Here is a 26,654-nt window from a genome sequence, read left to right on the forward strand (position 1 = left end):
GCGAGCTTTAGAGCGATGACGCCGACTTAAATCTTGAAAAACAGCCGGTCGGCGAGCTTTAGATTAATGAAAAAACAGTGAGACGTCGATGACGGTCTCACTGTTTTTTTTCTTTTTTCTTTTTGATGGAATAGGTGCATCGCTGCCCGCCCTTGGCCAGACACTCCGTCCGCGACACATCCGCATCCCCCAGCAGAGATTTAAAGAGCTGAAGCTCGCATTGGCATGCATGCTGATATTTGGAAGCCACCTGCTCGATCGGACAGTTGTGCTCCTTCAGCAAATATTCGTCGTCGTTAACCTTTTCCCACTCGACCATATAGCCGTTCTCATTCTGAATTTCCGCAAGCTTGGAGACACGATCGGATATATCCTTGCCTTGCATGCTCTGATCGTATTTTTTCAGCATTTTGTCTTTGCGGCCATCAAAGAGCTGATCAACCGCCTTTTCGCCAAAATGGTCCTCCAGTTCATTGAGCAGCTCCAACGTTAATGTATGGTATTTTCGAGGAAAAAATCCCTCCGCTTGCCCGGTTAACGTATACACCGCCGTCGGTCTGCCCATAGACTGCCTAATCGTTTTGGAAGCGATAAGATTGTCCCGCTCCAACGATTGAATATGGCGCCTTACAGCCATAACCGTGATGCCGAGCTCCTCCGTCAAATCCTTCGTGCTGAGCGCGCCTCGCGTCTTCAGGAGCTGAAGGATATATTCTCTTGTCGAAAGCTGGCCTTGCTCTATATTCGTCATTCGTTATCACCGTCCACTAACTATTCTGTTCTTATCGTATACCGAATCTTCTAATAAGATACTACCATCATACCATTTACTTAGTCGATATGTGTCTGATAACGATATATTTGACCTTTTATATACTATTATATATAATAAGTTTAATAATTCAATTCAATTCATACAGTGTAGCCAAACTTTATAAACGAGGTGATTGCGCCATGATCGAAATTAGCGATAAAGCCAAATCGATGATTAGCGAAATGATTTTGGAAAACGGCATTGAAAGCTTATTCCTTCGGGTTGGGATCGACGATGGAGGCTGCAGCGGCTTATCTTACAACATTAAATTGGACGATTCCTTGACGGAGCATGACCGCTCTTTGCAAAACGAGGGCTTTAAAGTCGTTTGGGACCAACGGACCGAGGAATATTTGGAAGGCATGAAAATCGACTACCTGCACCAAGGCATGACAGGCGGGTTTACCATCGACAACCCGAATGCTAAAGCTACGTGCGGCTGCGGAGCCAGCTTTAGAACGGCAAACTTTAAAGGGACCCGTAAAAAATGCGATTGAATGAGGCTAAGAGCTCCCTACATTTTATATTAATTATACATTTATGTTGAATAAGTTTTTAGGATGCGGTATTATAGCCGTATAACAAATCCATTTAAATTTTGGGAGGAATAAAAATGTCTCATCAATTACCTGCTTTGCCTTATGCAAACAACGCGCTTGAACCCCATATTGACGAACAAACGATGATGATTCATCATGATCGCCACCACAACACTTACGTAACGAATCTAAATGCAGCACTCGAGTCTGCTCCAGAATTGAAAAATAAATCCGTGGAGCAATTAATCGCAGATCTTGCCGGCGTTCCGGAGGAAATCCGTACGGCTGTGCGCAACAATGGCGGCGGCCATGCGAACCACAGCTTGTTCTGGGAAACGATTGGCCCTGATGCTGGAGGCGCGCCAACGGGCGCATTAGCAGCAGCCATCGACAGCGAGCTGGGCGGCTTCGAGGAATTTAAAGCCAGCTTTGCCAAAGCGGCAACAACCAGGTTCGGCAGCGGCTGGGCTTTCCTCTCCGTTGCTGGCGGCAAATTGAAAGTATCCAGCTTGCCTAACCAAGACAGCCCGATTATGGAAGGAGAAACTCCGCTTCTCGGCCTGGACGTGTGGGAGCATGCCTACTATCTCAAATACCAAAACAAACGCCCGGACTACATTGCGGCATTTTGGAACATCGTTAATTGGGCAGAAGTCGGCAGACGCTACGAAGCCGCAATTCAAGAGGGGTAAAACAAATGGCCTTTGTCATAACAGAAGCGTGCATCACCGAAAAAGCGGCCGATTGCGTGGATGTCTGCCCTGTCGACTGTATCGAGCTTGGCGAAGACCAATATTTTATTGACGGCGATATTTGCATCGACTGCGGAGGTTGCGAAGCCGCATGCCCTGTCGGCGCCATTTACTACGAGGAAGACCTCACGCCGGAGCGCCAGATCTATTTGGATAAAGCTATACGGTTTTTTAACAATTAACGATATTAAAGAACGCACGCCTCCCCGAACAGGAGGCGTGCGTTGTGCTTAACGGCGACATCACATTCTTGCAGAAAGCAGGTTCTAAGACTACAAACTCAAAAATCCTGTTTGTTCCAGTTGCCGCGTTCCGTCGGGAATCTCCGGCCGATCCTCGGAATGTACGAGAATATGCCAAGTCCCTTTCGGAAACGCTTGTTCCATAAATAATGGCTGGGGCAGCCAAACCCGGAATAGATTTGATTCATTGAACTCATTACCCGCTGATGCATAATCGCACATAACTAGCTTGCTTTCTTTATGTCCGACGAAATGAGTCGGCCTGATAAGAAAAGGCACCTCAAAAGCCATCCATACCCCCTCGGGCTTTGATGCAGCAGGCACAAGATCAATGTAGGTTTCTTGATCGGAGCAGTTATCCAGGAGAACATAATCAATGTTCCAGTCTTGGTTGTGCTTTCGCTCCATCTGTTGATGATCGAGCCAGAGACTGACATGCTTCTCTCCGTCAGAAAGCCGGCTGTCTAACGCAAGTACAATCGGTCCCACCATAATGGCCTTATGGTTTATATTCCCCGGCGCCGTAATCACGCGTCCCCTTAAATCCAGCTTCAGGTGAATTTCATCCCCCGATTTCCATTCTCTGTGGATTTCCGTATACGTCCCGGGTATGCAAGCAATCCGCTCGCCGTTTACTTGAAGCTCGTTTTGTCGGCTCCATGCAGGAATACGAAGCTTTATCGTATAAGAGCAGCTTTTACTCTGCTTTACCTTGATTCTAATATTGTCCGGTTCGGGATAAGCTGTCTCCATCTCAAAGCCAACTTCGTCCCCATTGTTCACTCGTCCACTCCAATTCCCTTGATAATACAAATTTATGGCTATACCGGAATCATCGTTCATGACCGCCCACCCGGGCGCCGTGAGGAGTCCGCGCGGACCATTGGCCGAGCAGCAACTGCACTGTACGAGTGGAACCTGCATATGACTAGGCACACGTTCCCCAGCCAATGGCGAAAAGTAGGCCCACCAGTTTCCGCTAGGAACCATTGCGCTGAGCAATGCATTGTATAGCGTAGTTTCCATTTCATCTGCCCATTTCGGATCGCCCGTAAGACGCAGCAACTGGTAACAATATTTGATCCAGGTTGTCGTGACACAGGTCTCCATAGGCTGCTCCAGCAGTTCAGTCTGCCTTTTAGTCCCGTCGCACCACAATTCGCCGCTGGAGCCGGAACCTACGATCATACTTTCCTTTTCTCTTACCAAATTCGCAAATTTGATTGCGGCTTCAAGGTACTCATGCCTTCCCGTTGCCCGGTACAATTCGCACAGGCCCTCATAACAGGACATCATCTCATAACCTTTAGGCGATGCAATTTTCAGGGGTTCGATTCCTGCAATGGCATCCTCGATCAGTCGGATTCCGTTTGGATTGTAAGCGCTCGGTTCGCTCCAAAGCGAAACGAGGTACTCGGCGAAATCAAGGTACTTCTGATCATTAGTTCGCTGAAACAACAATACGACAGGCTCCAGGATGGAGCACGACGATAGTGCCTCCAAGAGCGAGAGACCCGTTTCCGTCAGCTTTTTTTGGCCGGGACCGGCTATCCGAATAAGCTCGTCCGTAGCTAAAACAGCCGCCTGCAATGCCTCTTTTTTCCCGGTCAAATCATAGTAGGCGATCAGTCCAAGCAAGGCATACTTTCTTCCCCAGATGTCCCAGTCCCCAAAATCGTTCTCATAGCTGCTGATACGACCATTTTCCGACTGCGTATCTATCAGACCCTGAATCGCGTCAGCCAAAATCGCCCCGTGATGATCAGTTGGTTCAATCTGATAGGCCAGTACGGCGGAGGTAAACCATTTGCCCCAAAATTCCCCTCCCCAACTACCGCCTTCATCCGTTTTATCCCGAAACGGGATCTGGAATAAAGCATGATTGGCGGCCATGACGCCGTTGTGAATACAGGAGGTCATTCTTTGCCCCAGATATCCTTCAATACGTACGCTTCCGTCGCTGGATGGCATTAAACGATCCGTTGCCTTCAATTTCATCTACCAACACTCCTTAAAGCACTTTATAAATTTCTTATAACGCCGATAAAACCAAGCCGGAAATTTGTCCCCTTACAATTAGGAGTATTTCCATGCACCACTTCCAACTCAAACCGATGATCGCTTTCTTGCAACGAGTCCGAAACAAGATAGAGAGAAAACAGCCCATCATCGGACAGCCACTCCGGCCTTGCACGGTCTGAGAAAACCCAATCCGAATCATCAATCCGATAGTTAAATTCAGCCGTCTTCCAACCGAAATCCAGACCTAATGCCAGACCTTTCCCATAAAAGGAGAAGGAAAGCTTCGCTCCCACTGCCGAAGTTTCAAGTACTTGATCGATCCAGACGTGATGCAGCCACCTTTTGAGCACCCAGGGACCTTCAATAGATGCGGCTTTCAGAGGAAGAAGAGATACCGAATGCCATAATCCATCAAACATGGGTGCCGGCAATGATGTCGGAGCAGCTTTCGATTCCGCTTGGATGGACCTTGCACGCTCCGCCTCAAGAAATGCAATCACACCTTGAGCATAGCTCAAACTTCCCCGGGTCGATGGATGGAGTCCGTCAGGCAGCCATTCTTCCCAACTGAATCTCCCTCTTTTGAGTTCGTTCAAAGCATGGAGTCCCACCCACACAGACCCGATTCCATAATGCTCCGCCAGTTGTTCGAATTCCGCTACGGATGCCGGCATTTCTGCTTGCATCATAGTTGTATACATATCCTGATGGTAGGTGTATACAAGAATGACATCGCAATTCCCATTGGCAAGGATAGACCTGATCAGCGTTTCCCTTGTTTTATTTCTCTGCTCGGATCCGACAAATAGATCATTAACCGCATATTCGATAAATACCAAATCACATCCACGGTCAATGATATCTCGCTGCGCTCTAAACACCGCCAAATCGCTGCCGGTAGCCCCAATAGCCGCGTTCTCAATGCATATTTTAGCGGAAGGAAATTGTTCGCCAAACCATGCAGCAACCGGTTCGGGCCAGTTGTTGCGGGGCCTCCCGTCCGTTATGGAGCCACCCATAAAGCCGATCGTTATTTCCCCTTCATTTAACGAACGCCAAACATGCGACAATACATTTCTATTTGTAAATTCATTCAACCCTAACACCTCGCGTTCAGCCTCTTAATCGATAAACTGCAAATATTGAAGCATCCGCTTCAGTATGGCGACAGCTTGAGCTCGTGTCGCATCTTCCTTTGGAGAAAATGCGGAATCTGACAAACCCTGCATAATATTTGCATGTCGGGTGATTGCTGCCGATTCTAACGCCCAATCGGAAATGTCTCCCTGATCTGCGAATGGGTCAAGAACGAATTCCGCCGGATTGACCGTTTTACCGGTGAACGCTATCGCTCGCGCAATCATCACAGCCATCTGCTCCCGTGTGATGGTGTCATGCGGTCGGAAAGAACCGTCTTCATAACCATGGATTAGCCCTGCCTTACTGGCTGCTCCGACCGAACCGGAGTACCAAGTCCCTTCTCCAACATCCGAAAATTTCGAATCCGTTACAGTAGTGGACAAACCAAGGGATCGTACAAGTAGCGCTGCGAACTGTGCCCTTGTAATACTTGCATCAGGTACAAATTCCTTATTGGTCATCCCATTGACAATAAGTTTGTTTGCCAGCAATTTGACATCCTCTGCAGCCCAGTGTCCAACAAGATCGTTAAAGGATCTCTCCGATTCGATTACCGTGTAAATCCCGTTATGAGGGGAATATATCGTGATCTCAAAACGATCATCTTTACGAGAAATGACCGAAGGCATAAAATGCAAGCCGTTATCGTCATCCACCCATACGGCCGTCACTTTCGAAATATCCGAAGCGGCAGCAAATGAAAGTGTTCGACTGATATAGTTGCCGCTGAACTCCGTAACTTCTTTGCCATCGTATTCGACTCTGAAATCTACAGGACTTGCCAACATCTGCATGGATCCCATTTTTGCAACTCGGCTTTTAATGGCATCCGCCATTTCTTCGGCTAATTTTGTAATCGTAATGGTGATCTTCGTATCCCTAGGAATATTTTTAGCTATCTTTGTAGGAAGTAGATAACTGGCGTCAGCCACCTTGATTAGTAAACCTGCATCAGACCATTTCTCTGCCGCATCAAGAAGAGCCGAAGCCGGAATATCAACCTTGACCACAGGATCCGTGTTCTTTACCTCGAGTACGAGCGCAGATTGTTTACTCAAGGAGAAAGCTTGTGCCAGGACGTCCGCAGTCACCGACAATCTGACCACTGTTTGATTATTGTCATTCTTTTCTCTAGTCACAGTAACTTGCTGACCGCTATTACCTAACTTAACATCGGTAGGATTTGTCTGGATACCGGGAACGCTAGTAGGCGTTTCTCCTTCACTTGGCGGCAAAGCTTCTCCCCATACCTTAAACTCTCTACTACTCGGCCAAGCGTTGGCATCGGTGAGTGTCATTCGTACATAGCGGTAGATTCCTTCTACTTCTTCGGTAATCATTGGACCTTGCATGCCATCATTCGTTCGATCAACAAGGGTCACCCAATCCGAACCGTTCGCCGAACCTTCGATCTTGTATTTGTAGGTCTTGGTATCCGTGTCCGCAAACCATTGGTAGACATGAGTCAGGGAATACTTCTCACCGAGATCGACTTCAAGCCATGATGGATACTTTACACCATCAACCAGCCATCTTGTCTCCGGATTTCCATCTACGGCAAGATCCGGGGAAAACACCGCATCTCCTCCGTAATTGGTGTATTCCGAAGCGGTTGCCTGTTTTTTATAAGCGAGATTCACTTTCTGCCCGGTGATCTGGACCGGAACGGTACCCATTACTCCCGAACCGTCTCCAGCCTCCGCACGAACGAGAACTGTCCCGTTTTTATTGGGATAGAGCAGCCCAGTGTCATTTATAAATGCCACATCTGTCGGCGATTGACCGTCTTCTGCCCAGACAGACCATGCAACGGCTTTGTTTGTTGCATTTGCAGGCAGAACATCGGCAATCATCTGTAAACTCTGCCCGTTTAACTTGATTTCATTTGTTCCTCCCTCGCTCGAAACTTCAATGGCGGTTACGGGGATATTTTCCGGGATGACTTCGCCGGTACTGCCATAGATTTCAAACTCCTTGCTGGACGGCCAGGCATTGGCTTGAAGAAAAGTCATTTTTACATACCGGTAGTTCCCATTGACCGCCTCTGTGATCTTATCCCCGGTGACACCCACTATACTGCGGTCTACCATCAACACCCAGTTTTCACCGTCTAATGAACCCTCTATTTTAAATTTATAGGTTTGGGGTACTGCGGCGTACTGAATGATTGTACCGAGAGCTTTAGGCTCTCCCAGATCGACCTGCAACCAAGATGGATATTGCACGCCATCTACAAGCCACCAGCTATCCATATTGCCGTCGACTGCGTTGGATGGATAGTAGATTCCTGCCGCGCCATAATCGGCATAGGTAGAGGCGGTTACCGTCTTACCCCGCGCTAGGTTCTCAGGCTGATTGCTGATTGTGATGATTTTTTCGCCCTTTAATTCCGGCTGACCGTTGTCCGTCACTACCACTTTCACCTGACCGTTCGACTTAGCCGTTAGCAGACCGTCGCCAGCTATGGAAGCCTTAGTTGTAGGCGTGACCCCATCCATCTCGTAAATTTCCCACTTGACGGACATAAAACCGTCATCACCCAGTGGCTCTGCTTGATAGTCCATTTGCAATGTTCCATAAGGCTGTGGAATGGTGTCTGCTCCATTTGCAGTTGTTACAGTCAAGCTTGTAGCATGCTTAATGGTAAGCAACTGCGGAATCTGGTTTTTGTTTGGGAGCAGATTGTCCGGTTCGGTTGTCGCGTTGGAGAAAATTCTTCTAATTGCATTGAGGTAATCGAACCCATACTTTTCTGTAGGGGCGATATAATGGCCCTCGGCATACTCATTCCAGTTGTCGAGAAATAGCAATTTGCCGCTCAAATTTCCATCGGATTTAGCATTCATTCTGGTTTTCGCTTCGTCCAAAAGTCCTTCATACAAATTCGGGGGGATCTCCCAGACGGGTGCAGCCGTGCCCCACGGCCGTGCATCCCAGCCGCTTGATAAAGTCATAATATAGGGAACTTCGCTGTTAATATCGAAATTATTCCACGACTCGATGTGAGACTGGACATAGCTCTCAGACGTGATGTTCGCGTCAGTTGGATACGTATCCATAAAGGTCGGGATGTGATAGGAATAAATATAATCGATACCGATCTCTTTAGCGGCAGCGAAACTTTGTGTTGTATTCGTGTTCTCGGCTGTCATCAGGATAACGCCAGGATAACCGGCAACCGCCACTGCCTGGCGGAATTGGGTAATGGCATTTTTGGCATTCTCTTCCCCACCGACATCGCTGATGAATTTGGACAAGCTGTAGATCGATACGATTGGCTTGCCTTCAACTTTCAAATAATTGGATTTGGAGAAATAGTCCTCTATCCAGAAAGGGACCACATTGTCCAGGAAATCATTGATGTCCGAGACACCGTCGGCCGAATCATTGGAATTTTCCCATTGTATGGCCCATTTCAAATACTCTCTATGCTGAGCGCTGTTGGCCAAGGAGTGCGTCAAGCCATCAAAGGAGGACATAACCGGGGCTTTGCCCTTATTTCCTTTTTGTCTAAACCAGCATGAAAACAAACCGTCTATGCCGTTTTCGACAGCCATCTTGATCTGCCAATCTGTCGACACGTCGTAATTCTCGTCATAATACCCCATGAGTGGAGTCCGCTCCGGATAAAGAACGGGGTTCGTGCTTTCCCAAAAATATCTGCTTCCCCACAAGTTGCACGACTGCGCCACTACGATTTTGTCACCGGTATCGACAGGAACGGGGGTCGGGACCAGATCCCGCGGCTGAACATAGGATTCGCCTTTGACTTCGAACTCCATGCTGCTTGCCGGGCTCCCGTCTCCAGAACCGGTAATCACAAGCTTGACAAATCTGTATCTTCCCTGAACCATTTCTTCTATTGTGCTGCCGCTAACACCGGTTTGGGTACGGTCAGCCAGAACGGACCAGGACCAGTTGTTGGGCGTATTTTGATTGGAACCTTCAATTCTGTAGTACCAAGTGGTATCTGTCTGAAAATGCTGTTTCACTGCTCCCAGCGTAGTGATCGCATCCAAATCAAGGATAATGGTTTGAGGAAATGTTGCATTTGCTGCAACCCATCCTGTGTTAAGATCGCCGTCTACCGCTTTAACTGCGGTATGGATCCCCAGATGAGAGGAAGAGTCGGCCCGGCTTCCCAGCGCTATATTGGCATACCCGCCCTCATCATTTATTGTTTCTGAAGCTTCAACTTTATTTTCTTCCAGACCGATAATGCCCAAACACGGCAAGAAAATAGAAAGGATTAAAATACAAACTGCGATTTTGTTCATTCGTTTCCGATACAAAAATCCCATCCCCTTCCGCATATTCGCTTCTAAACTGTCCTGAAAGCTTCACGTACAGCTTCCAAATAGGAAAATCCATATTTTTCGGTTGGAAAGATATAATGCCCTTCTCCGTATTCATTCCAGTTATCCAGCAGAATTATCTTACTTTCCAACCCGCCGCCGTGCCGGGTATCAAGCTCCTGTCTAGCCGTTTCGCACAATCTTTGAAAATCACGGGGTTCAAGGCGCCATGTTTGGTCTGTGCAAGAATAACCCCACGGTTCCGAGTCCCATCCCATGGAACAAGTCACGATATTAGGAACAGCCCCAAGGGACTGCTCTTCCCAGCATTTCTTCTGCGCGAGAATAATGGAATCGGGATTGTCGCCAAAAAATTCCGCTCCGGGATGGGTAGAGCCATCCGCAAACGTAGGCCAGTGATACGAGAAGCTGTAATCCAGACCGATATCTTTCATAAGCTGATTCCGCTCTGTTACCGGACCCCAGCAATATTGACCGAAAAGGATCAAACCTTTAAATCCAGCCTCTATACAGCGCATACGCATATTCTCGATCGCCCTTGCAGCAGGAAGACTTCCACCAAGTTGCTCAACAAGCAGACCGATATTGTAAATCGACAGAACCGGCTTTCCATCCAGAACAAGGTAATTGGATTTAGAAAAGTACTTTTCCACCCAATATGGCAGCAGATTTTCAATGAGATCGCTTTCAGAATCCACTCCGGAAGCGATGTCGTTAGCGTTCTCCCACATGATCATAAATCTCATTTGATCTCCGTACCTGCTTTGTTCCAGACCTCTTAACCAATGATCGTATTCGGCCGTAATCGGACGTTTCCCCAAATTATTTTTGGATCGATACCAACAGTTCATAAAGAAGTGAATGCCATGCTCTAGCGCAAATTTTATCTCCCAATCAATGATGCGGGGGTCCGCCTCATCATACCAACCAAGTACAGGCCTTCGATTTGCAAAAGGTTTGATTTTCTCCCATGCGGAAGAGCTGTTCCACAGATTGCATACTTGTGCCCCGACCAGGTATTTACCCGTTTCAATCCGAACAGGTTGTGTGGGCTGGCTGCTGTAATCCCGAATCTCGTCGCTTGCCAAATGTACCGCCCCCTTATTAGGAGAACTCCGCCTTTTGTAAGGGGGAGTTCTCATTTTGCCTATCTTTGTGTGGAGGTTATTGACTAGTTAAGCTCCGAGAGGGCCTTCTGCATTTCCCCGTCCCAGAAAGTGTAAACCTTGTCAATCCCCATCTTCTCAAGTTCCTTGATGATCTTTGCTTTGTGAGCGACGAAGTCATCCGCAAGAATCAGCTTGATGACCTCCTGGTTCAGATAATTGACGATACGGTCCGAAATCAGCTTAATCTCATCCGGCTCGCTAGGCGGCAGCAACGGAGAAAGCTCCGCTATGCGTGTTTTGCCGTATTCTTGGCCCTTTGGCGGTATTTTGTTCGGAAATTCCGCATTGTAGTACGAAGTAATTTCCTTTTTCAGCGCATTTTCGGGCTTTTCCAGCTGGATCTCCATGTAGGATTGATTATTTCTGAAATCAAGCGGATTCTTAGTGCCAGGGATGAATCCCGTTATATCCAGTCCGGATTGGTTCGCATATTTCCGATATCCGAACTTCAAGGCGTTTTCAGCGTCTTTCTCGTTTTCGAAATAAGTATCTGTATACGTATACTCACCGTTCTCGTTTACCCAATCCTGTCCTTCGATTCCATTGATAATCGTAAGCACGCCTTCAACAGAATAGAAGTAGTTGATCAATTCCATTGCTCTTTCCGGATTTTTTGAGTCTTTGCTGATTGCATACACAAAGTTTTGTCCTTTGTTTGCCGTATTGTAATAATAGTTTTCTCCACTCATAGGAATTGGGTTGTCTGCGGTCCAACCTTTGTCGTAGATTTTCTTGGATTGCAAATAAGAGTTTGATCCGCCAATTACCCAGTTAATATAGGTGGCAAGTACCTGCCCGGTATTATATTTCTGGACAGCCTGATCATACTTTTGCGTCCAACTGTCCGGATCAATGAGCCCCGCTTTGTTGGCCTTATTCCAGAAATCAAGATCAGCCCAGAATCCCGAGTTTTCATTCGTGTATTTGTTGAAGTATTCGAAGGACTCTCTGTCGATCTGAAGAATATTCGTCAGTCCGCCTATAACCTCTGCTCCTTGGCGTCTTACGTTCCAGTGATCGGCCAGTATTCCGTAGCCCCAGTCCAACCATAATGAAAACCCATGGTATGGCTTTCCATCCTCGTTATTAGGATGAAGCTTTTTCATATCTGCGACAACCTTGATATAATCATCGGGCGTTTCGATTGCCGGGTAACCGAGCTCCTTGTAATAATCCCATCTTACATAGGGACCCGCCCAGATCGTTTCTGGCAATACGGGGCCGTCCGTGCTAATTTCGGAACCAAGGAATTTCAATTGCCCGTCTCCGAACATTTCTTTATAATAAGAAATCGTTTCCGGACTGATGTTCTTTTTAATGTCTTGTCCATATTTTTCAAGAAGCGGTTCCATATCAATAACCAGGCTTTTCATTTGATCAAAATTTTTCTTGGGAATAACCATAATATCTTTCAAATCGTTAGTGGCGAGAATGGCTGCCAGCTTCTCATCGGATGGCTGGGTTTCCATATCGAGTTCGATATTAAATTTCTCTTCGATATGCTTCATAATCGGATCTTCCTGACGTCCTGGCGGAGAACTGGCCCACAATTCTGCTGCCCAGAATGACAAGCCTACCTTTTCCCTCGGATTTTCCTGTGCGCCTGTCTCACCCTGATTTGTTGGCGCTTGTTCACCTGCGTTATTGTTTTTCTGCTCGCGATTGTTATTTGCGCACGCAGTGTTAAACGCGAGTGCAGCAATGAGGATCACAGTTGACCATTTTCCCATTCGCCTCTTCATACCCATACCCCCTGATATTTTTAAAATAATGCTTATTGTAACCTGCAAGCAGGCCAATAACGAAAGTTATCCTTTTACCGATCCAAGCATAATGCCCTTTACAATAAACTTTTGCATAAACGGGTATACAAGTATGATCGGAAATACCGTTACCATAGTGATTGTGGTCTTGATCGAAAACGAATCAAGCTGCTTGTTGCCTGCAACATTTTCCAGATTGATATTACCCTGCATTGCTGCTCGGGCAAGAGACTCCGCCTGCTGCAGGTAGTTATAAAGCATGAGCTGCAACGTTTGAAGATTCGGATTGGATACAAGGAAAAAGTTGTCCTGCCAGGCATTCCATTGACTCACCGCATTAAATACCGCTACAGCTGCGATTACCGGCAGACAAACCGGTGCTGTAATCCTCCACAAAATCGTAAAGTATCCAGCTCCATCGACTAGGGCCGACTCCTCAAGCGCAGTCGAAATCGATTCCATGTACGTCTTGATCAATATAACTGCGAAAGGCGAAATCATTCCAGGCAGTACATAGAGCCAAAAGGTGTTGTTTAACGATAAGGTTTTCATAATAACGAACCAAGGTATGAGTCCGGCGTTAAAGAAAAGCGTAATCACAGTAGCTCTATATATCCACTTTCTGCCTGGAAGAATATTTTTAGTTACCACATATGCCAACATGATGGAGAAGAACAACATCAAAGCAGTCCCAATGATCGTTCTTGCGGCTGAGATGCCGAAAGCCATCAGAATTCCGTCCAGCTTTAGAACACTTTTGAAATTATCCAGATGGAATCCGACTGGGAAGTAAAGCACCTCTCCCATAGCTACAGCTTGCGCATCACTCACAGAGGCAATAAAGATGTAGTAGAAGGGATAGATACACAAGAAAGCGAAAAACAAGAAAATGGTTGCATTGATCATTTGAAAGGTATAATCTCTTTTTTTCATCGTTTTCCCTCCTTGTTAAAATATCGACTGGTTTCTCAATTTCTTCGAAATATAGTTGGCACTGAACAGCAGAATAACACTGATAACGGTCTTTGCCATTCCGATCGCCGTAGACATCGGATAATTATTGAGCGTGATGCCTAGCCTATAAACATACACATCCAGCACCTGGATCTTGGATTGGGTAAGTCCATTCTGAAACAGGAAGTATTGTTCAAATCCCGTATTTAGCAGCCCGCCGATATTCAAAAGCAGCAGTGTGATGAAAGTGGGAATCAGACCGGGCAAAGTGATATGCCACATCCGCTTGAATCGACCCGCCCCATCCACCGAAGCTGCATCGTATTGTTCCTGATCGATCCCTGCAATTGCAGCAATATAGATGATGGCTCCAAAGCCAAGCGATTTCCATATCGAGATGGCTGTTTGAAAATACCAGACAATGTCGGGGTTTGCCAAAGGGTTAAGCGGTTTAGGGATCCAACCCAGATTGAGCAGTACTTTATTAAGAATGCCGTCCCCTGGAGCAAATATGGCGTAAGCAAATGAGAAGACCAGAATCCAACTGATAAAATTGGGTAATGTGCTTATCGTCTGGATAAGCCTCCGTAGTCTGCTATTGGTCATCTCCATAAGGAAGATGGCAAAAATTACAGCAATCGGCGTAGATAACAGACTGAGAAAACTAAGAACAAGAGTATTGCGCAGCACGTTGGACAACTCCGGGTCGTCAAACGCGAACACAAACCACTTAAAGCCCACAAACTCGGTATCTAACATTTTGAGCCCCGGTTTGTAATCGAAAAAGGCCATAGCCCAACCCGCCAATGGGAGATAAGAAAATACGACCAAGATAATAACGCAAGGAATTGCCATTAGCAGCAGGGTTATTCTTCCAGAATCCATCCCCTTATTTCTTTTGGCCATGTACACCTTCTGTTTATTGACCTGCAAGTTGTTTGTTGACATCTAAGTACCCCTAATCTATGATATGTTTAATTTCTGAAGTCCCGTAGGTTCATAGTAATACGATTCCATAATGGGATGCTATGATCAGAATTTTAGTAATTTGCAATAATTATGAACTCTTTGCCTGGAGGTTAACTAAACGATGATGTCACTATATTCCAGGTTTATTAAACGGAAATTTTTTAATCGTCTTCTTATCATTTACACGGGGATCATTATCCTTACGGTCATTCTATTTAGCATGTCCGTCATTCATAGTCTAAAGCGGTCCGCCGAACAAGACGGTCTATACAAAGTTAAAGAAAGCGCTTCCAATGCAATGAATTATATGGAGGAAAAATCCGAATCTGTCACTTTACTGACAAGACAGATTTATCTTAATCCGGTACAACACCAAAGTATGATGGACTTTTTGTCCAGAAAAATTACCAATTACAACGAAGCCGATTACATGGGCGCAACCGTGATCAATAACTACCTTAATGCAGTTGCATCCCTGGATAACGATATTTTTGATGCCGTACTGTATAAGAAGATCAGCAAAGACCTCATGTTTACCTCTAATCATTTGATCTTGAACAGCCAGAGTTTTATTGCGAACAACACATCCTCTTTCAAGAAAATGGACGATGATTTTTATGGTCTCTCGATAACTCCCTCCTATCTTCAAGACTATGCAACCTCAAAGGAATTGCGGATTTTTTCGATTTCATCGAACATCCGCGCGCCCTTTGCCCTTTCCGCTGGGGATAATACGTCAATGTACAACCGAAGCATCGCCATTCTGACCGTAAACTATAACGCAGAACGAATTGTCCGCCATTTCGAAAAAATGGCTAGCGGTAAGTTTTCACCTGAAATCATGGTGTTAAGTCAAAACGGCGACGTGATTTTGGACACTACCGGCGACTATTACGGGAAGACATACCCTCATTTCCGGCCAGACAGTCCGACACCGATTAACTTGGAGCCATCTAGTCTCGTCAGTTCCTTGTATAATGAGAAACTCGGCTATTATGTCGTAGCTATACTGCCGCGCTCTCAAATGATGGTTTCTATCCAGTCCTCCATAAACACGGTTGTACTTATCGCTGCAGTGTGCGCGGCGTTTGCCTTATGTTTCGGTATCGTCAGTATTCGGTTATTTTCAAGAAGGGTAAATCTCATCAATAAAGCAATCCAGAAAGTACAGATGGGCAATTTAAATTACCGGATTCCCGTCAGCAAAAATCAGGATGAGATCAACAGCATAGCGGTTAATTTCAATCATATGTGCAATATGCTCAAGGATTATATCAATAAGATTTACATTTCCGATTTGTTGCAAAAGGACGCCCAGATCCATGCGCTTCAAGCCCAAATCAATCCCCATTTTCTGTACAACACGCTGGAAGTCATCCGAATGGAAGCATTGTCTTACGGAGATGAGAGTACAGGGCATATGATTGAGCTTCTTGCCCAACTGTTTAGAAATAGCATCAAAGGAGAGTTGGTCGTTACGATCAAAGATGAATTGGAATTCTGCAACAACTATCTCGAACTGTATCATGTCAGGTATAGCAACAACCTGATATTCGACTTCCAAATCGATGAAAACATCCATCAATTCGGTATTCCCAAACATCTGTTGCAACCGATCATTGAAAATGCTTTGATTCATGCCGTCGATCATTCGAGACCGGAAAACCATATAACGATCCAGGGTTACAGGCAAGAACAGCAGATTGTAATTGAAATATCGGATGACGGGCAGGGGATGGATGACTCAACGAGGGATCAAATCAGGGAACAGCTCAGAATCACTAGTGAAATAAACCATAATAAAATTGGTCTCTCCAATGTTCATAGGCGTATTCAATTATTATTCGGCAAGGAATACGGAGTGGATATTGACAGCAAATCCGATAAGGGCACTACCGTACGTATCTGTATTCCAACAAAGAGCCGAGAGGAGATGCTGAGTGATGTACAAAGTTTTGCTGGTTGATGACGAGCCTAAAATTATTCAAGGATTGCAGCGTTTGGTTGATTGGGAAGACTACGGCATGGAGGTAGTCGGCACAGTCCAATCCGCAGCGGAAGCGATGGCGATCATGGAAGGAAGAACGATTCACGTCCTGATTACGGATATAAAAATGCCTGAAGTGGATGGACTTCAATTGATCCAATGGACAAAGTCCTTCAATCGGCTAATCAAATGCGTCATTCTTAGCGGTCATGCCGACTTTCCGTTGGTCAAGGAAGCAGCTATGCTCGGAATTGAGAATTACTTGCTCAAACCGGTAAATCGGGAAGAGTTGTCCGATACATTGATTGGGATACATTGGAAAATAGAAAGCGATTTATCTGAACAAACACAATTGAGAAGCGATGCAGTCATTTTGAGAAATAATATTATCAACCGCTGGTTAGTAAATCGAATCAGACGCCAGGAGCTTGAACAAAGAGCCGATTTGCTAAACATCAAATTTGATTCTCCTTCTATCATCGTCAGCTTAATAAAAGTCTTATATAAAGATTCCGATACCGATCGTGACAGGGATTTGATTCAGTATGCCGCCGAAAATATTTGCTCAGAGCTTGCAACGTGGGCTGTCATAGTCTGTGATCCCTATGGATATATCGTATGTATTTTTCCTGGCGAATCCGAAGATACAACCATACAAATCCGGAGTGTTTTAAAGGACTGCTCCGAAGCCATTGCAGCCTATCTTAAACGTGATGTGTTTATTACGGTCGGGACCCGGGAAAAGGAGCTGCACGACGTCCATCTCAGTTATAAACGCGCACTGTATTTAATGGATTACAGCCTTGTACTGCCAACGAATACAATTATGGATGACTCGGAGCAGTCTCCTCTAAAAAACATCATTCCAATCAACATCGATTATAATCGGTTACAGTCTTGTTTGATCAACGGCAATGGCTCCGGAGTATTGAGCTTTATCGAGGAAACTTTATCCGAACTATCACGTGCAGGAGGTGTTTCGCCTTCGCTCGTACAGAATGTCACGATTGAAATTGCCCACCATTTGCTTAGCTATACCCATAAAATAGACCCTGACCATGCGTTTCAGATAAAAAATCAGGGAAGTCTTGTAGCAGAGCTGCAGCAACAAAAAAACATGGATGAAATAAAGCTTTGGCTTCGTTCGCTAGCACAGACAGCTTTGCAGGCTGCTCATCTGAGAGACGAAGATAGGAATCCGATCATCAAACGCATGCTCGACTATGTTGATCGTCATTACATGGAAAACATCTCATTAAAAACCATATCCAATGCTTTTAATGTGAATGCGGCGTATATGGGACAACAATTTATTAAGGCCATGAATGATACTTTCTCCAACTATTTAAACATCAAACGTATCGAGAAAGCCAAGGAGCTGATTACGACAACCGATTTGCCTCTGCAGGAAATTGCGATCCGGGTCGGTTATCATAACCAAAGTTATTTTAACAATATGTTTAAAAAACATACCGGGGGTTACCCTACAAAATACAAAATAACGGCAAGATCCCTTCATTCAACTTAACATTCCCGAATTCGTTGCTTACGCATCCATTGCGTAGTCACCCATTTTTCGCCGCGGATTACAGGCTTGCCGCTATGTAGCGTAAGTTCATTTAATGCTTGATTACTATAAAAATATTCGAAGTAAACAGCAGAACCTTTAACCGGTTTAACAGTAATCTCTAAACTCGGGAATGTGGTTTCTCCTCCTTCTTCTACATCGTTTAAATATATGATTAATGTACTCATTCGATTATTATCACTAGAGGGATTATTGGACCCAAAAAAATCATAATGCTCTTTAAATTCTTGTCCAGGTTCATACTTTAAAACTTGTAATCCTTCGGCATGTACAATTGGCACATGCATCAAGCTTGATATGCGGTTCTCAATAATAGTAATTAAAGGGCTTTCATTTTCATCAAAAAACATTCCGCTGCTCGTACGAATTTGACTCACTTCTTTATTAGCCAACTTCGATTTTTCAAGACGAGATGCTGCAGAATCAATAAGTGCTTGGCATTCTTCATCGCTTAGTACACGATCAAACTTCATTAATAAAGGTTCTTCATTTAAAACTGTGGCAGTAATGATGTGATTGTCAATAGAATAGACAGATTGAATAGGTAAGATAGAAACTTCAGTTATCATAAATCAATCAACCTCCGTTATATTCTTTTCTGATGACAAAAACATGAATCTATAAATGAAGCACAGTGTACTCCGACTGATTAAACGATATTGAAATCTATCAAATATTGGAATGCATTTCTTTACATATTTTTTGGACTATGTGTATGAAGTAGGGAAAAACCCCATCCTCACTCGGATGGGGTTCTTTAGCCATGCAACCCTCCCGTTATACGGGGGCTCTGACGATAAGGGCCTACCGGGACTTGGATTAGGCTGGTTAATCCTTGCGAAGACATCTTGTAGATCTCGTCGCATAATCGGGCGTCAAAGCCTAGGAGCGGATGTCCCCCTAACCCGATAGCTGATGCTGTTAACAGCAATCGCTGTACAAGCATCCCTGCTTCCATCTGCTGGATGCGGTATCCCCTGTACCCCATCGTTGTTGTAAGATGATCCTTGGTCCCCGCTATATGAAAGCATAACGGTACTTGAAACAGGTTCACATTATCGGAAGGCATTCCCCGCTGCAGTTGGAGCCGATAATCCCCAGGATGTATCAATCGCAATGCATGAGCATCGCTGTCATAATGGTAAGCACCTGCTGGAATACCCTCAACATTATACAGACATACGTAGAGTGCGACGCGGGAAACGGAGTTCTCATGGCTTCCATCTAGATCATTCCAATACCTGAAGGAAGCCGCCGTCTCCTGCAACAGCAACGCCAGCTGCTCTTGGCTTACCTTGCTCATCATAAAATCACTGTCCGGCGAATACCGCTTCCGGCTCACAGACGCCAAATCATACAACAACCGCTTCATGCGGGGCAGCGCTACCGCCGAATCCTCGCCGTCAACGATCTTCTTTTCCCTAATTCGCGGTATCGACGGAAGTGATTCGAATAGGGAAGCCTCGTTCATTCTGATTAGCATCGGAAATTCCCTGACCCTCCGGGACCGGATATAATGGTCATGCCGAACCGTTGGCAGCTCCCGGCATAATTCGGTAGCGGAGACAATGTCCTCACTCTTATTCGAATTCGCAGCCCAATAAATCCCGGGCTCTATCGACAGCGGAATTACCGCATACACGCTTTCCTCTTGTTCGGATACACCGAGAAGATGATTTACGGCTCGATCAAGAAACTGGAAATGCACCCCCGATGCAAATCCAAACCGTTTGGCCACTTCCAAGAGCTGCCCCATCAGCGTACCCGCATCAAGACCTTGCAAGCGATAGGAAAAGTTATTGTATTTAAAAAAGTTTTTCCAAAACATGCTCGATACAAATACAGCGCCAAAGCAAGCCGACACGTCATAGCGATTACCAAGAGCCCTTGCCAAATAGGAATCGAAGTCGCCTTCTCGCAGCAATACCAAACGATGATGCGCTACATCATAATGATAGACCCCCGCAGGCAAATCCTCTACCTTTAGATACACATATAATTCATTCGGATATAACGCTCCCCCGGAAGGAGCAAAACGCCGATACAGCTGAAGCAGGCCCATGGTTTGCATCATGGAATTCGAGGCGAGGACTGCTTGGGACAATTGAGTGAGCCCAAATACGTACCAGAGAAAATGACCCATCTGGCGGAGGTCGGGCAACAGCTTCGCTTCACTGCCCTCAAGCGTCAGCGGTACTTCCGGAGATAGCGGAACCACAGGCAAACCGCGATAAAGCTTATAGGCAAGCGGTCCGTCTTCCCAATCCACCGCCAAGTCGGGAGGTTTGGTCTTATCGATGTCAAAATGCAGATCGTGCAAAAATGATTCCAAACTCATCCTTGTCCCTCCTTATATAAACGAGGGTGGTCAACCACGCCGCATTTTTTATACTTATGGAAACGGATGCGGATAGGGATTGAGGTCCTCTAGCTCAAGCGGCTCCTTTACGTACCCGAGCTCCGCAGGTACGCGGAGCACCCGCTCCAGCCCTGCCAGACGGGTAAACTGGTGCCCGAATGTCATCGGCAGCATCCCGGGGATCAGCACTTTTACGCAATGCAGACCATTTCGTTTAATTTCCGGCGCTGTTACATCTACCACAATGACATCGAGATGGAGCCGGCGGAATGTATGAAGAATGTCCTTCAGGTCATCCGTTAAATCAGTATGCCTTTCTCCCCGCTCGAATTCCTCTTCGAACGTTCGCAATGGGCGGTTTTCATCCAGCAGGAAGTTCAGACGCTCCTGCGCTTGCGGCAATCCGTAAAGCAGGGAATGATCCTCCATCTGCTGCACCAGGGATGAATCATGGAACATTCGAACATACGTCTCGCGGTTCGCCTCCAATTTCTCGTCAAGCGACTGCATCATGCCGGCCAACTCGAGAACCGCCCCCTTCACGGCCCTTACCGGATCCGGATGAGCTCCGGCCGCACAGATGAGATTCACTCCTGTTTGCTTTCTGTTTTTCGCGATTCCCCATACACTTGGAATGCCATTCTCCATCGTCGAGTTAAAGAAATGTACATCAAACCCCGCCACTGCCTGCAAACGATCGATCATCAATCGCAATTCCGGGTCATTAGTTGAATTTAAGTCAAGGCGCGGGAGAGGCAGCTGAGCGTACCAGGTCATCAGAAACGAATCCCGCTCCACCACTTCCAATATGCCGTAAAAAACAGCCTCCTCCAAGCTCCCGCCTAACGCGCACCCGTTGGACGTTTCAAACACAAAGTGGTGCCCGCAGCCCGTGCCGTAGTAGGCGAGCTGCTCTGGAACCAAGATTGGACGCTCTTGCAAAAACGAATAGCCCCATACCCAATTAATCGGTTGATCGGGATTAAACGTTGTAACAGAAGCCGTTGGCCGAGCATATTGCTCCTCTGTATGCACCCCTACAGTAACAGGGTCAAACGCTTGATCTTTAAGGCTGCGGAAGCTGCCACGGACGACCGTCCGTTTGCTTCGGGGCGCCAAACCGCAGTACCGCTCGAGCCCCTCCAATATAGCGGTCAACTCGCTCGCCGCATAGGAATGAGATCGTCCCGCCGTTCCCACATCCTCTCCGGGCAACGGCAGATTAACACTCACATCGGCAAATAGCGACTTAAGGTTGGCCAATTTCAAATTCAAAAAGCCGGTTCGGTAATCCAGGTAGTCGTTGGTCAATACTTTACCCAACTCATCCATGGAGCGGCAGCGATAACTGTCTGCGCTAATCTTAGGGCTTGGTTGCAGCGAAATACGGGCTGCTGTCGAGGAATCATCCTGTAATCGACTGCAAAACGGACACAGCGGATCAGGAAGAATGCGGTGAAGGGAGCTCTCCAGCGTTTTTAAGTTGGTCAAAAACATCTTCCCTGCCGATTGAACCGTTTTGCCTTGCAATAACCTTCGAGTCTCATCTGCCAGCAAGTGAGCGACCTGGAAAAGCCCCGTACGTGACGCCCATGCATCACGCGAAATCCCCCCATGCGTTCCCAACCTCTGCTTTAGCCCCCGCATCTCTTTGCGTTCACGTCCCGCCATAAGGCGCCGCGTGTCTGCACACTGGGAGCAACCTTGTGTACCCGGACGAACCAACGGTCCGACCACGCCTTCACCAAATGAAACGAAACCTCGCAGCCAAGGGATGCCAGCCGGTTGCAGTGCCTCTTCCGCCTTATGATGAACATAAGGATGCCAGGCATCGTGCAACACCAGCACCAAATCCGCCTTTTCAGGTACTCCTGCCTCGAAATCAATCTGACGAACAGCCTCAAATTCCGCTGACAGTTCCCCATACACGCAGTCTGCCAATACCCCTTCTCCCACAATCGCAATCCTAGCGCTCACCGGGATTCCTCCTCTCGCAGCACCACACCAAATACTCCTGCTATTTCCTCCTTCAAAAACGGTTCTACTGCCAGATCGAGAGCGAGGAGCCTCGTACTGTTCGAATTCAAAACCTGCAAGGCGGACTGAAGCACCTCATGTTGCGACGTCGCTTCGCAGGCAGGGATCTCGACGAACCTTAATGGCAACCGCTTTTCCAGATGCACGGACGAAAACGCCAATGCTTGCGAATGGAGGCCATCCGATTGGTTTTGTGCTGCTAGCAGAGCCTGTTGCAATGCCTTCCGCAAAGCTAATGTCACATTTAAGCCTGCATGTCCATACCAGCCATCCCTCATACCGACCCACATCACAGGAAATCCGCACACTTCCTCTCCCATTGCGATGGACGGCTCTCCCTTCATGCTCGTCAAGGCCTGCAGATAATAAGAGCAGTGTCGATCATCTACCGTACCTAACTGTACCCGGGAGACAATGGATAACGGGTGCTCCCGCCGCGTGACCAATACTTCGTCCAAGCACCTTTGCAACCCTCGGCAAATCCCTTCCGCAACCGTTTCTCCTGCTCCTACGCCAATAAACTCCTGCGTTTCCAGAGCAACGGGCAAACCGGCCATTCTCGATACATAGGCTTCAAGCCCGGATAACCCCGCTTCCCGCCTTGCCTCCTCATGCGTCAGATCGGCACAGATGATGTCCGGTAGCAGACCGGCCGGTCCTTCCGTTATTGGATCGATTGCCTGAACGCGGCACTGAGATAGCGGCAGCTGCTTTAAATCCCCCTCTTCCCAAGCATAAAAAATCCCTGATTCCGCCGATGTCAGTCGGATGAAGTAAGGAATTAATCCGTTCTCGCTTTTGTTCGAGCTCCGTTCAAGCCGTTGGTCCAAATCATGAATCCATTCAGGCGTGCGAAATCCGGTCACAAGCGGATGAGGTATGAAAGAATGCCACCTTCCTTCCAAAGTCTCCAGATCCAATAGGTAAAACCGATTATTTTGTTCCGAATCGTCCGTTCCCGTCAACTTTTTAAATAATTCAAACACGATCACATTGGCCAACATCGCTCCTGCTGTAGAAGAAAAGGCATGCAATTGCGGATCTTTATAAATCGCGGACTGGTGTATGCGACGCCATGCCGACTCCCAGCATCCCTCGGCATCCGGACACACTAGCGGTCCCGCCATACCGACTTGTTGCACGAATACAGCAGAAAGAAATACCTTTTTCTCCTCCCTGCAAGCGGCATGAAGAGCATGAAGTCCCTCGATATCGCCCTCTCGCGATACGAACAAAATCGAATCAAACGGCCTTACAATCTCCCGCCAGCCACTCTCTTCCCCCTTTGGTAAGGTAACCTCCGCAACAGCCACCTCGGAATCGGACTTACGGGCATGTACCGCTATTTCCGCCATTCTTTGCAGGTCCGTAGAATCCGAACCCGAGACCAGAACATAAAACCTTGGCAGCCCGGATTCCAGCAGCGCAGAAACCGCCGATATCAAAAATGGACCAGAACCGACCACCAATACGTTCGCCTGACGATAGGATTGAAACCGATACGCGCCCGAATCACCAAAATGATCCAAAAACTCAATTTGGGAAGCATACTTTTCGAGAACCTCTTCCGGCAATTGATGCGGTGCATCTTGGCCTACATCCCGAACATAGCCATTGCGATACAAGACTTCTGCAATGTCATATACCTGGTTTCGGTGTTGATCCGGCAATCCGTTTGTTAAATCCCCCAGTCTGTGCTCCCCGTTGAATATCGGTATCAGCTTTTCAATCCACTTATCGATCGCCTCACCTTCCATGCGGAACGAGCTTACATTGTTTCGGAAATACACACCGCTCGAATCAGGGAGAAAAAACGTATCTCGTTTCACCTTTAGACGCATGGAAGGATTTAACTTCCTCATTCTATTCCTCCTCATTAGCTGTTCTCGATCTGCCCCAATACTTTACAAATAATTCTATGTCCAGCTCTTTGTCCGTCATGTCAGTAACGTTGTAACTTCCGTCCATTCACTGCCAACGCAAAACACCCCCAAAATTAGATTAGATTGACCCGGGGGTTTCTCTAATATCTATTTTAGGGGCGTACATCAGATTGATTCAGTGGCCATTCTCCGCCTTATCTTCCTCCATGGTGACAGTGATGGCAGTTGTGACAGTTATGGCAGTTTTGGCAGTTGTGACAGTTTTGACAGTTGTGGCAGTTATGGCAGTTATGACAATTGAAGCAATTAAAACAACTGAAGAAGCAATTAAAAAAACAACTGAAGAAACATAAACGAGCTGGTTGCTCGTTTTGCACGTTCCAAGGAGTCGCCTCACTGGCCGTAATTGGGGAAACACTTAAATTCGATAAATCATTTTGGAAATTAGTCATATTCTTGCCTCCATTTTTTATATTGCTGGCAGCATAACCTCGCACTGGAATAAGATCAGGACCAACCTTCCCAATGAGTTCCGCCAATTTTAATGACAACATATGAATGGATCTCCGCACTTGTTACTGATTAAAATGCCTATATTTTTTTCGTTCATTCAAGTTGGAAATTGCGATGAAATGAAAAAAAGGAACTTGCCACCTTTACAGGGGCAAAGTTCCTATCTCGTTGTTGTGGATACTATCTAGCTATTTTTCTTTTATTACGCGGGATGGACGACCCTATACGATCAAAAATGAAGCAAAGCATTGTCCACGAATCGCCCAGACTCCACTTCTATATCAACATCATATGTGCCAGGATGTGGATATTCATCTGAACTATTAAAGAGATATGGGATCCAACCGCCTAAAACAACATACCTGATTTTTGACTCATTGAGAATTTCGGCAACTTCCCCCAATAACCCCTCTGCTGCCGCTAGTTTATCATCATATATTCGACTGACCAATATTGTTCCTCCCTAAAGTAAAAACTCTATAGATTAACGGTAAATTATGTGCTTCTAATCAATAAATATTTGCTCCCTGTTTCCCTTGATTCCTTAAAGTTCCCATATAATCTTTCATACTCTGTTTTAGAGATCCTTTTTAAGTTATTCAGCACTACACAACCAATCTTTTCTTTGCCGTCAACAAAGCTCGACAGTAGATTATAATCTTTAAAGCCACAATTAACTCTGTCTGAGCTAGTTGACCTATCTGCGTTAACAATATCCTTAAATGGTTTGTACCCTGCGAATTCAATCGTACCAATCAAATAATCTTCTGAGTAATCATCATTGTATCCGATTACAAATTCTTCTCCCTTTTTAGGTGAATATGGATTTCTAAGAGGATAATATCCACCTTTCCACATAAACGTTGCTGTTCTGACACTATTTAAATCCCGAAGCACGTTCTCAAGCCAAGATGACGTACCTTTCCCTAAATACTGCCTAAAAAACCTACTATTAAGCTCCGATGAGGATGATTGTATTTCGTGCTCCCCTTTAACTTCCTTTAAAGATCGAACATTTGATATAAAATCCTCCTTAGCGATATTCCAATGAGCTGTGTCCGCATCGGTTATACCGAATAATGTGATGAGTTTGTCTCTCAATTTATCCAAGCCACTTCCGTTACTCTCAAAGAACGCATGAGTTTCCCCTGACAAAACCCCTCTCATTTCCGAGAAATCCAGACCCTCTTCTAGCATCGGAAAAATCGTTTTTGCTTGCACCCATGCCGCTCCCATTTCACAAAGACATACGTGACTGTTGTAGAAATTCTTTGATAGATAAAATATCACTATACAATCATCTTCTAATTCTCTTTTCAACTGCATAATGAAATTCTCGCCATAATTCAAGGTATTGTATGGTTCGTAAGATGAACAAAATATGGAACTTCTACCTCTAACCCCTATCTTCTCTAGCAGATTTACAATTTCTTTAACGGCTCTTTGATCCTTTGTAGAGTGACTGATAAATACTTTGGGCATACACACTCTTCCTTTCTTTGAGTCAGAACTCTTTGCAAGAAATTTCTAGGTTTGTTCCAGCTATATACACAATTGTAACAGATTATTGAGTACTTTTTTAAATCCAACAGCTAATTGATTCTTCC

Annotated in this window: 20 protein-coding genes; 5 read left to right on the top strand and 15 right to left on the bottom strand. The window is 46.0% G+C overall.

Annotated features, from left to right (window positions below; genetic code table 11):
* Positions 1-97 precede the first annotated feature (97 nt).
* Positions 98-751, bottom strand: a complete 654-nt coding sequence (locus PAT3040_RS09420; RefSeq protein ID WP_087567503.1) for a helix-turn-helix transcriptional regulator — start codon at positions 749-751, stop codon at positions 98-100.
* A 203-nt stretch (positions 752-954) separates the two neighbouring features.
* Between PAT3040_RS09420 and PAT3040_RS09425 the strand changes: the two genes are divergently transcribed.
* From PAT3040_RS09425 to PAT3040_RS09435, 3 genes are all read left to right on the top strand, one after another.
* Entirely contained in the window at positions 955-1,311 is a 357-nt protein-coding gene (locus PAT3040_RS09425; RefSeq protein ID WP_087567504.1) for a HesB/IscA family protein, read from the top strand.
* Positions 1,312-1,427: 116 nt separating this feature from the next.
* Complete coding sequence (locus PAT3040_RS09430) at positions 1,428-2,045, top strand: superoxide dismutase (protein WP_108992420.1); 618 nt, start codon at positions 1,428-1,430, stop codon at positions 2,043-2,045.
* A gap of 5 nt (positions 2,046-2,050) precedes the next feature.
* Positions 2,051-2,287, top strand: coding sequence for a DUF362 domain-containing protein (locus PAT3040_RS09435; protein WP_087567506.1), 237 nt, complete (start codon positions 2,051-2,053; stop codon positions 2,285-2,287).
* A gap of 90 nt (positions 2,288-2,377) precedes the next feature.
* Here the strand turns inward: PAT3040_RS09435 and PAT3040_RS09440 are convergent, their stop codons facing one another.
* From PAT3040_RS09440 to PAT3040_RS09470, 7 genes are all read right to left on the bottom strand, one after another.
* Complete coding sequence (locus tag PAT3040_RS09440; protein WP_108992421.1) at positions 2,378-4,345, bottom strand: beta-L-arabinofuranosidase domain-containing protein; 1,968 nt, start codon at positions 4,343-4,345, stop codon at positions 2,378-2,380.
* A 23-nt stretch (positions 4,346-4,368) separates the two neighbouring features.
* Complete coding sequence (locus PAT3040_RS09445; protein ID WP_146200392.1) at positions 4,369-5,466, bottom strand: SGNH/GDSL hydrolase family protein; 1,098 nt, start codon at positions 5,464-5,466, stop codon at positions 4,369-4,371.
* 24 nt (positions 5,467-5,490) lie between these two features.
* Positions 5,491-9,801 carry a discoidin domain-containing protein gene (locus PAT3040_RS09450; protein WP_181376527.1) on the bottom strand — a complete coding sequence of 1,437 codons (4,311 nt, stop codon included), beginning with the start codon at positions 9,799-9,801 and terminating at the stop codon, positions 5,491-5,493.
* A 29-nt stretch (positions 9,802-9,830) separates the two neighbouring features.
* A complete protein-coding gene (locus PAT3040_RS09455; protein ID WP_108992424.1) occupies positions 9,831-10,967 on the bottom strand; it encodes a glycoside hydrolase family 99-like domain-containing protein in 1,137 nt (378 codons plus the stop codon).
* 29 nt (positions 10,968-10,996) lie between these two features.
* The gene (locus tag PAT3040_RS09460) at positions 10,997-12,736 is read right to left on the bottom strand and encodes a type 2 periplasmic-binding domain-containing protein (RefSeq protein ID WP_108992425.1); all 1,740 of its coding nucleotides are present in this window, start codon (positions 12,734-12,736) and stop codon (positions 10,997-10,999) included.
* 66 nt (positions 12,737-12,802) lie between these two features.
* On the bottom strand, positions 12,803-13,690 hold the full coding sequence (locus PAT3040_RS09465) for a carbohydrate ABC transporter permease (protein ID WP_108992426.1): 888 nt from the start codon (positions 13,688-13,690) through the stop codon (positions 12,803-12,805).
* 15 nt (positions 13,691-13,705) lie between these two features.
* On the bottom strand, positions 13,706-14,617 hold the full coding sequence (locus PAT3040_RS09470; protein ID WP_258234909.1) for an ABC transporter permease subunit: 912 nt from the start codon (positions 14,615-14,617) through the stop codon (positions 13,706-13,708).
* A gap of 361 nt (positions 14,618-14,978) precedes the next feature.
* On the opposite strand from PAT3040_RS09470, the gene PAT3040_RS09475 reads away from it, so the two are divergent.
* Both PAT3040_RS09475 and PAT3040_RS09480 read left to right on the top strand, forming a co-directional pair.
* Positions 14,979-16,646 carry a sensor histidine kinase gene (locus tag PAT3040_RS09475; protein ID WP_181376529.1) on the top strand — a complete coding sequence of 556 codons (1,668 nt, stop codon included), beginning with the start codon at positions 14,979-14,981 and terminating at the stop codon, positions 16,644-16,646.
* On the top strand, positions 16,624-18,195 hold the full coding sequence (locus PAT3040_RS09480; RefSeq protein ID WP_108992428.1) for a response regulator: 1,572 nt from the start codon (positions 16,624-16,626) through the stop codon (positions 18,193-18,195). Before PAT3040_RS09475 ends, PAT3040_RS09480 begins: the two co-directional genes overlap by 23 nt.
* Here PAT3040_RS09480 and PAT3040_RS09485 read toward each other — a convergent pair.
* From PAT3040_RS09485 to PAT3040_RS09510, 7 genes are all read right to left on the bottom strand, one after another.
* A complete protein-coding gene (locus tag PAT3040_RS09485) occupies positions 18,192-18,824 on the bottom strand; it encodes a 2OG-Fe(II) oxygenase (RefSeq protein ID WP_087567507.1) in 633 nt (210 codons plus the stop codon). The genes PAT3040_RS09480 and PAT3040_RS09485 overlap by 4 nt on opposite strands.
* Before the next feature lie 188 nt (positions 18,825-19,012).
* Positions 19,013-20,593 carry a SagB family peptide dehydrogenase gene (locus PAT3040_RS09490; protein ID WP_108992429.1) on the bottom strand — a complete coding sequence of 527 codons (1,581 nt, stop codon included), beginning with the start codon at positions 20,591-20,593 and terminating at the stop codon, positions 19,013-19,015.
* A gap of 54 nt (positions 20,594-20,647) precedes the next feature.
* The gene (locus PAT3040_RS09495) at positions 20,648-22,591 is read right to left on the bottom strand and encodes a TOMM precursor leader peptide-binding protein (protein ID WP_108992430.1); all 1,944 of its coding nucleotides are present in this window, start codon (positions 22,589-22,591) and stop codon (positions 20,648-20,650) included.
* Entirely contained in the window at positions 22,588-24,513 is a 1,926-nt protein-coding gene (locus PAT3040_RS09500; RefSeq protein WP_108992431.1) for a putative thiazole-containing bacteriocin maturation protein, read from the bottom strand. Before PAT3040_RS09500 ends, PAT3040_RS09495 begins: the two co-directional genes overlap by 4 nt.
* Positions 24,514-24,728: 215 nt before the next feature.
* Positions 24,729-25,088, bottom strand: a complete 360-nt coding sequence (locus PAT3040_RS40485) for a heterocycloanthracin/sonorensin family bacteriocin (RefSeq protein ID WP_507763366.1) — start codon at positions 25,086-25,088, stop codon at positions 24,729-24,731.
* A 188-nt stretch (positions 25,089-25,276) separates the two neighbouring features.
* The gene (locus tag PAT3040_RS09505) at positions 25,277-25,498 is read right to left on the bottom strand and encodes a hypothetical protein (RefSeq protein WP_108992432.1); all 222 of its coding nucleotides are present in this window, start codon (positions 25,496-25,498) and stop codon (positions 25,277-25,279) included.
* 44 nt (positions 25,499-25,542) lie between these two features.
* Positions 25,543-26,529 carry a toll/interleukin-1 receptor domain-containing protein gene (locus PAT3040_RS09510; RefSeq protein WP_108992433.1) on the bottom strand — a complete coding sequence of 329 codons (987 nt, stop codon included), beginning with the start codon at positions 26,527-26,529 and terminating at the stop codon, positions 25,543-25,545.
* Positions 26,530-26,654: the final 125 nt, after the last annotated feature.

The sequence above is a fragment of the Paenibacillus agaridevorans genome (assembly GCF_003112455.1).
Lineage (GTDB): Bacteria > Bacillota > Bacilli > Paenibacillales > Paenibacillaceae > Pristimantibacillus > Pristimantibacillus agaridevorans.

Bases quoted from the DNA above. Each gene is read 5' to 3' on its own strand.
- PAT3040_RS09455 (WP_108992424.1), bottom strand. From the start codon at position 10,967: ATGAGAACTCCCCCTTACAAAAGGCGGAGTTCTCCTAATAAGGGGGCG.
- PAT3040_RS09490 (WP_108992429.1), bottom strand. From the start codon at position 20,593: ATGAGTTTGGAATCATTTTTGCACGATCTGCATTTTGACATCGATAAG.
- PAT3040_RS09425 (WP_087567504.1), top strand. From the start codon at position 955: ATGATCGAAATTAGCGATAAAGCCAAATCGATGATTAGCGAAATGATT.
- PAT3040_RS09440 (WP_108992421.1), bottom strand. From the start codon at position 4,345: ATGAAATTGAAGGCAACGGATCGTTTAATGCCATCCAGCGACGGAAGC.
- PAT3040_RS09460 (WP_108992425.1), bottom strand. From the start codon at position 12,736: ATGAAGAGGCGAATGGGAAAATGGTCAACTGTGATCCTCATTGCTGCA.
- PAT3040_RS09485 (WP_087567507.1), bottom strand. From the start codon at position 18,824: ATGATAACTGAAGTTTCTATCTTACCTATTCAATCTGTCTATTCTATT.
- PAT3040_RS09430 (WP_108992420.1), top strand. From the start codon at position 1,428: ATGTCTCATCAATTACCTGCTTTGCCTTATGCAAACAACGCGCTTGAA.
- PAT3040_RS09510 (WP_108992433.1), bottom strand. From the start codon at position 26,529: ATGCCCAAAGTATTTATCAGTCACTCTACAAAGGATCAAAGAGCCGTT.
- PAT3040_RS40485 (WP_507763366.1), bottom strand. From the start codon at position 25,088: ATGTTGTCATTAAAATTGGCGGAACTCATTGGGAAGGTTGGTCCTGAT.
- PAT3040_RS09480 (WP_108992428.1), top strand. From the start codon at position 16,624: ATGTACAAAGTTTTGCTGGTTGATGACGAGCCTAAAATTATTCAAGGA.
- PAT3040_RS09470 (WP_258234909.1), bottom strand. From the start codon at position 14,617: ATGGCCAAAAGAAATAAGGGGATGGATTCTGGAAGAATAACCCTGCTG.
- PAT3040_RS09435 (WP_087567506.1), top strand. From the start codon at position 2,051: ATGGCCTTTGTCATAACAGAAGCGTGCATCACCGAAAAAGCGGCCGAT.
- PAT3040_RS09420 (WP_087567503.1), bottom strand. From the start codon at position 751: ATGACGAATATAGAGCAAGGCCAGCTTTCGACAAGAGAATATATCCTT.
- PAT3040_RS09475 (WP_181376529.1), top strand. From the start codon at position 14,979: ATGAATTATATGGAGGAAAAATCCGAATCTGTCACTTTACTGACAAGA.
- PAT3040_RS09465 (WP_108992426.1), bottom strand. From the start codon at position 13,690: ATGAAAAAAAGAGATTATACCTTTCAAATGATCAATGCAACCATTTTC.
- PAT3040_RS09500 (WP_108992431.1), bottom strand. From the start codon at position 24,513: ATGAGGAAGTTAAATCCTTCCATGCGTCTAAAGGTGAAACGAGATACG.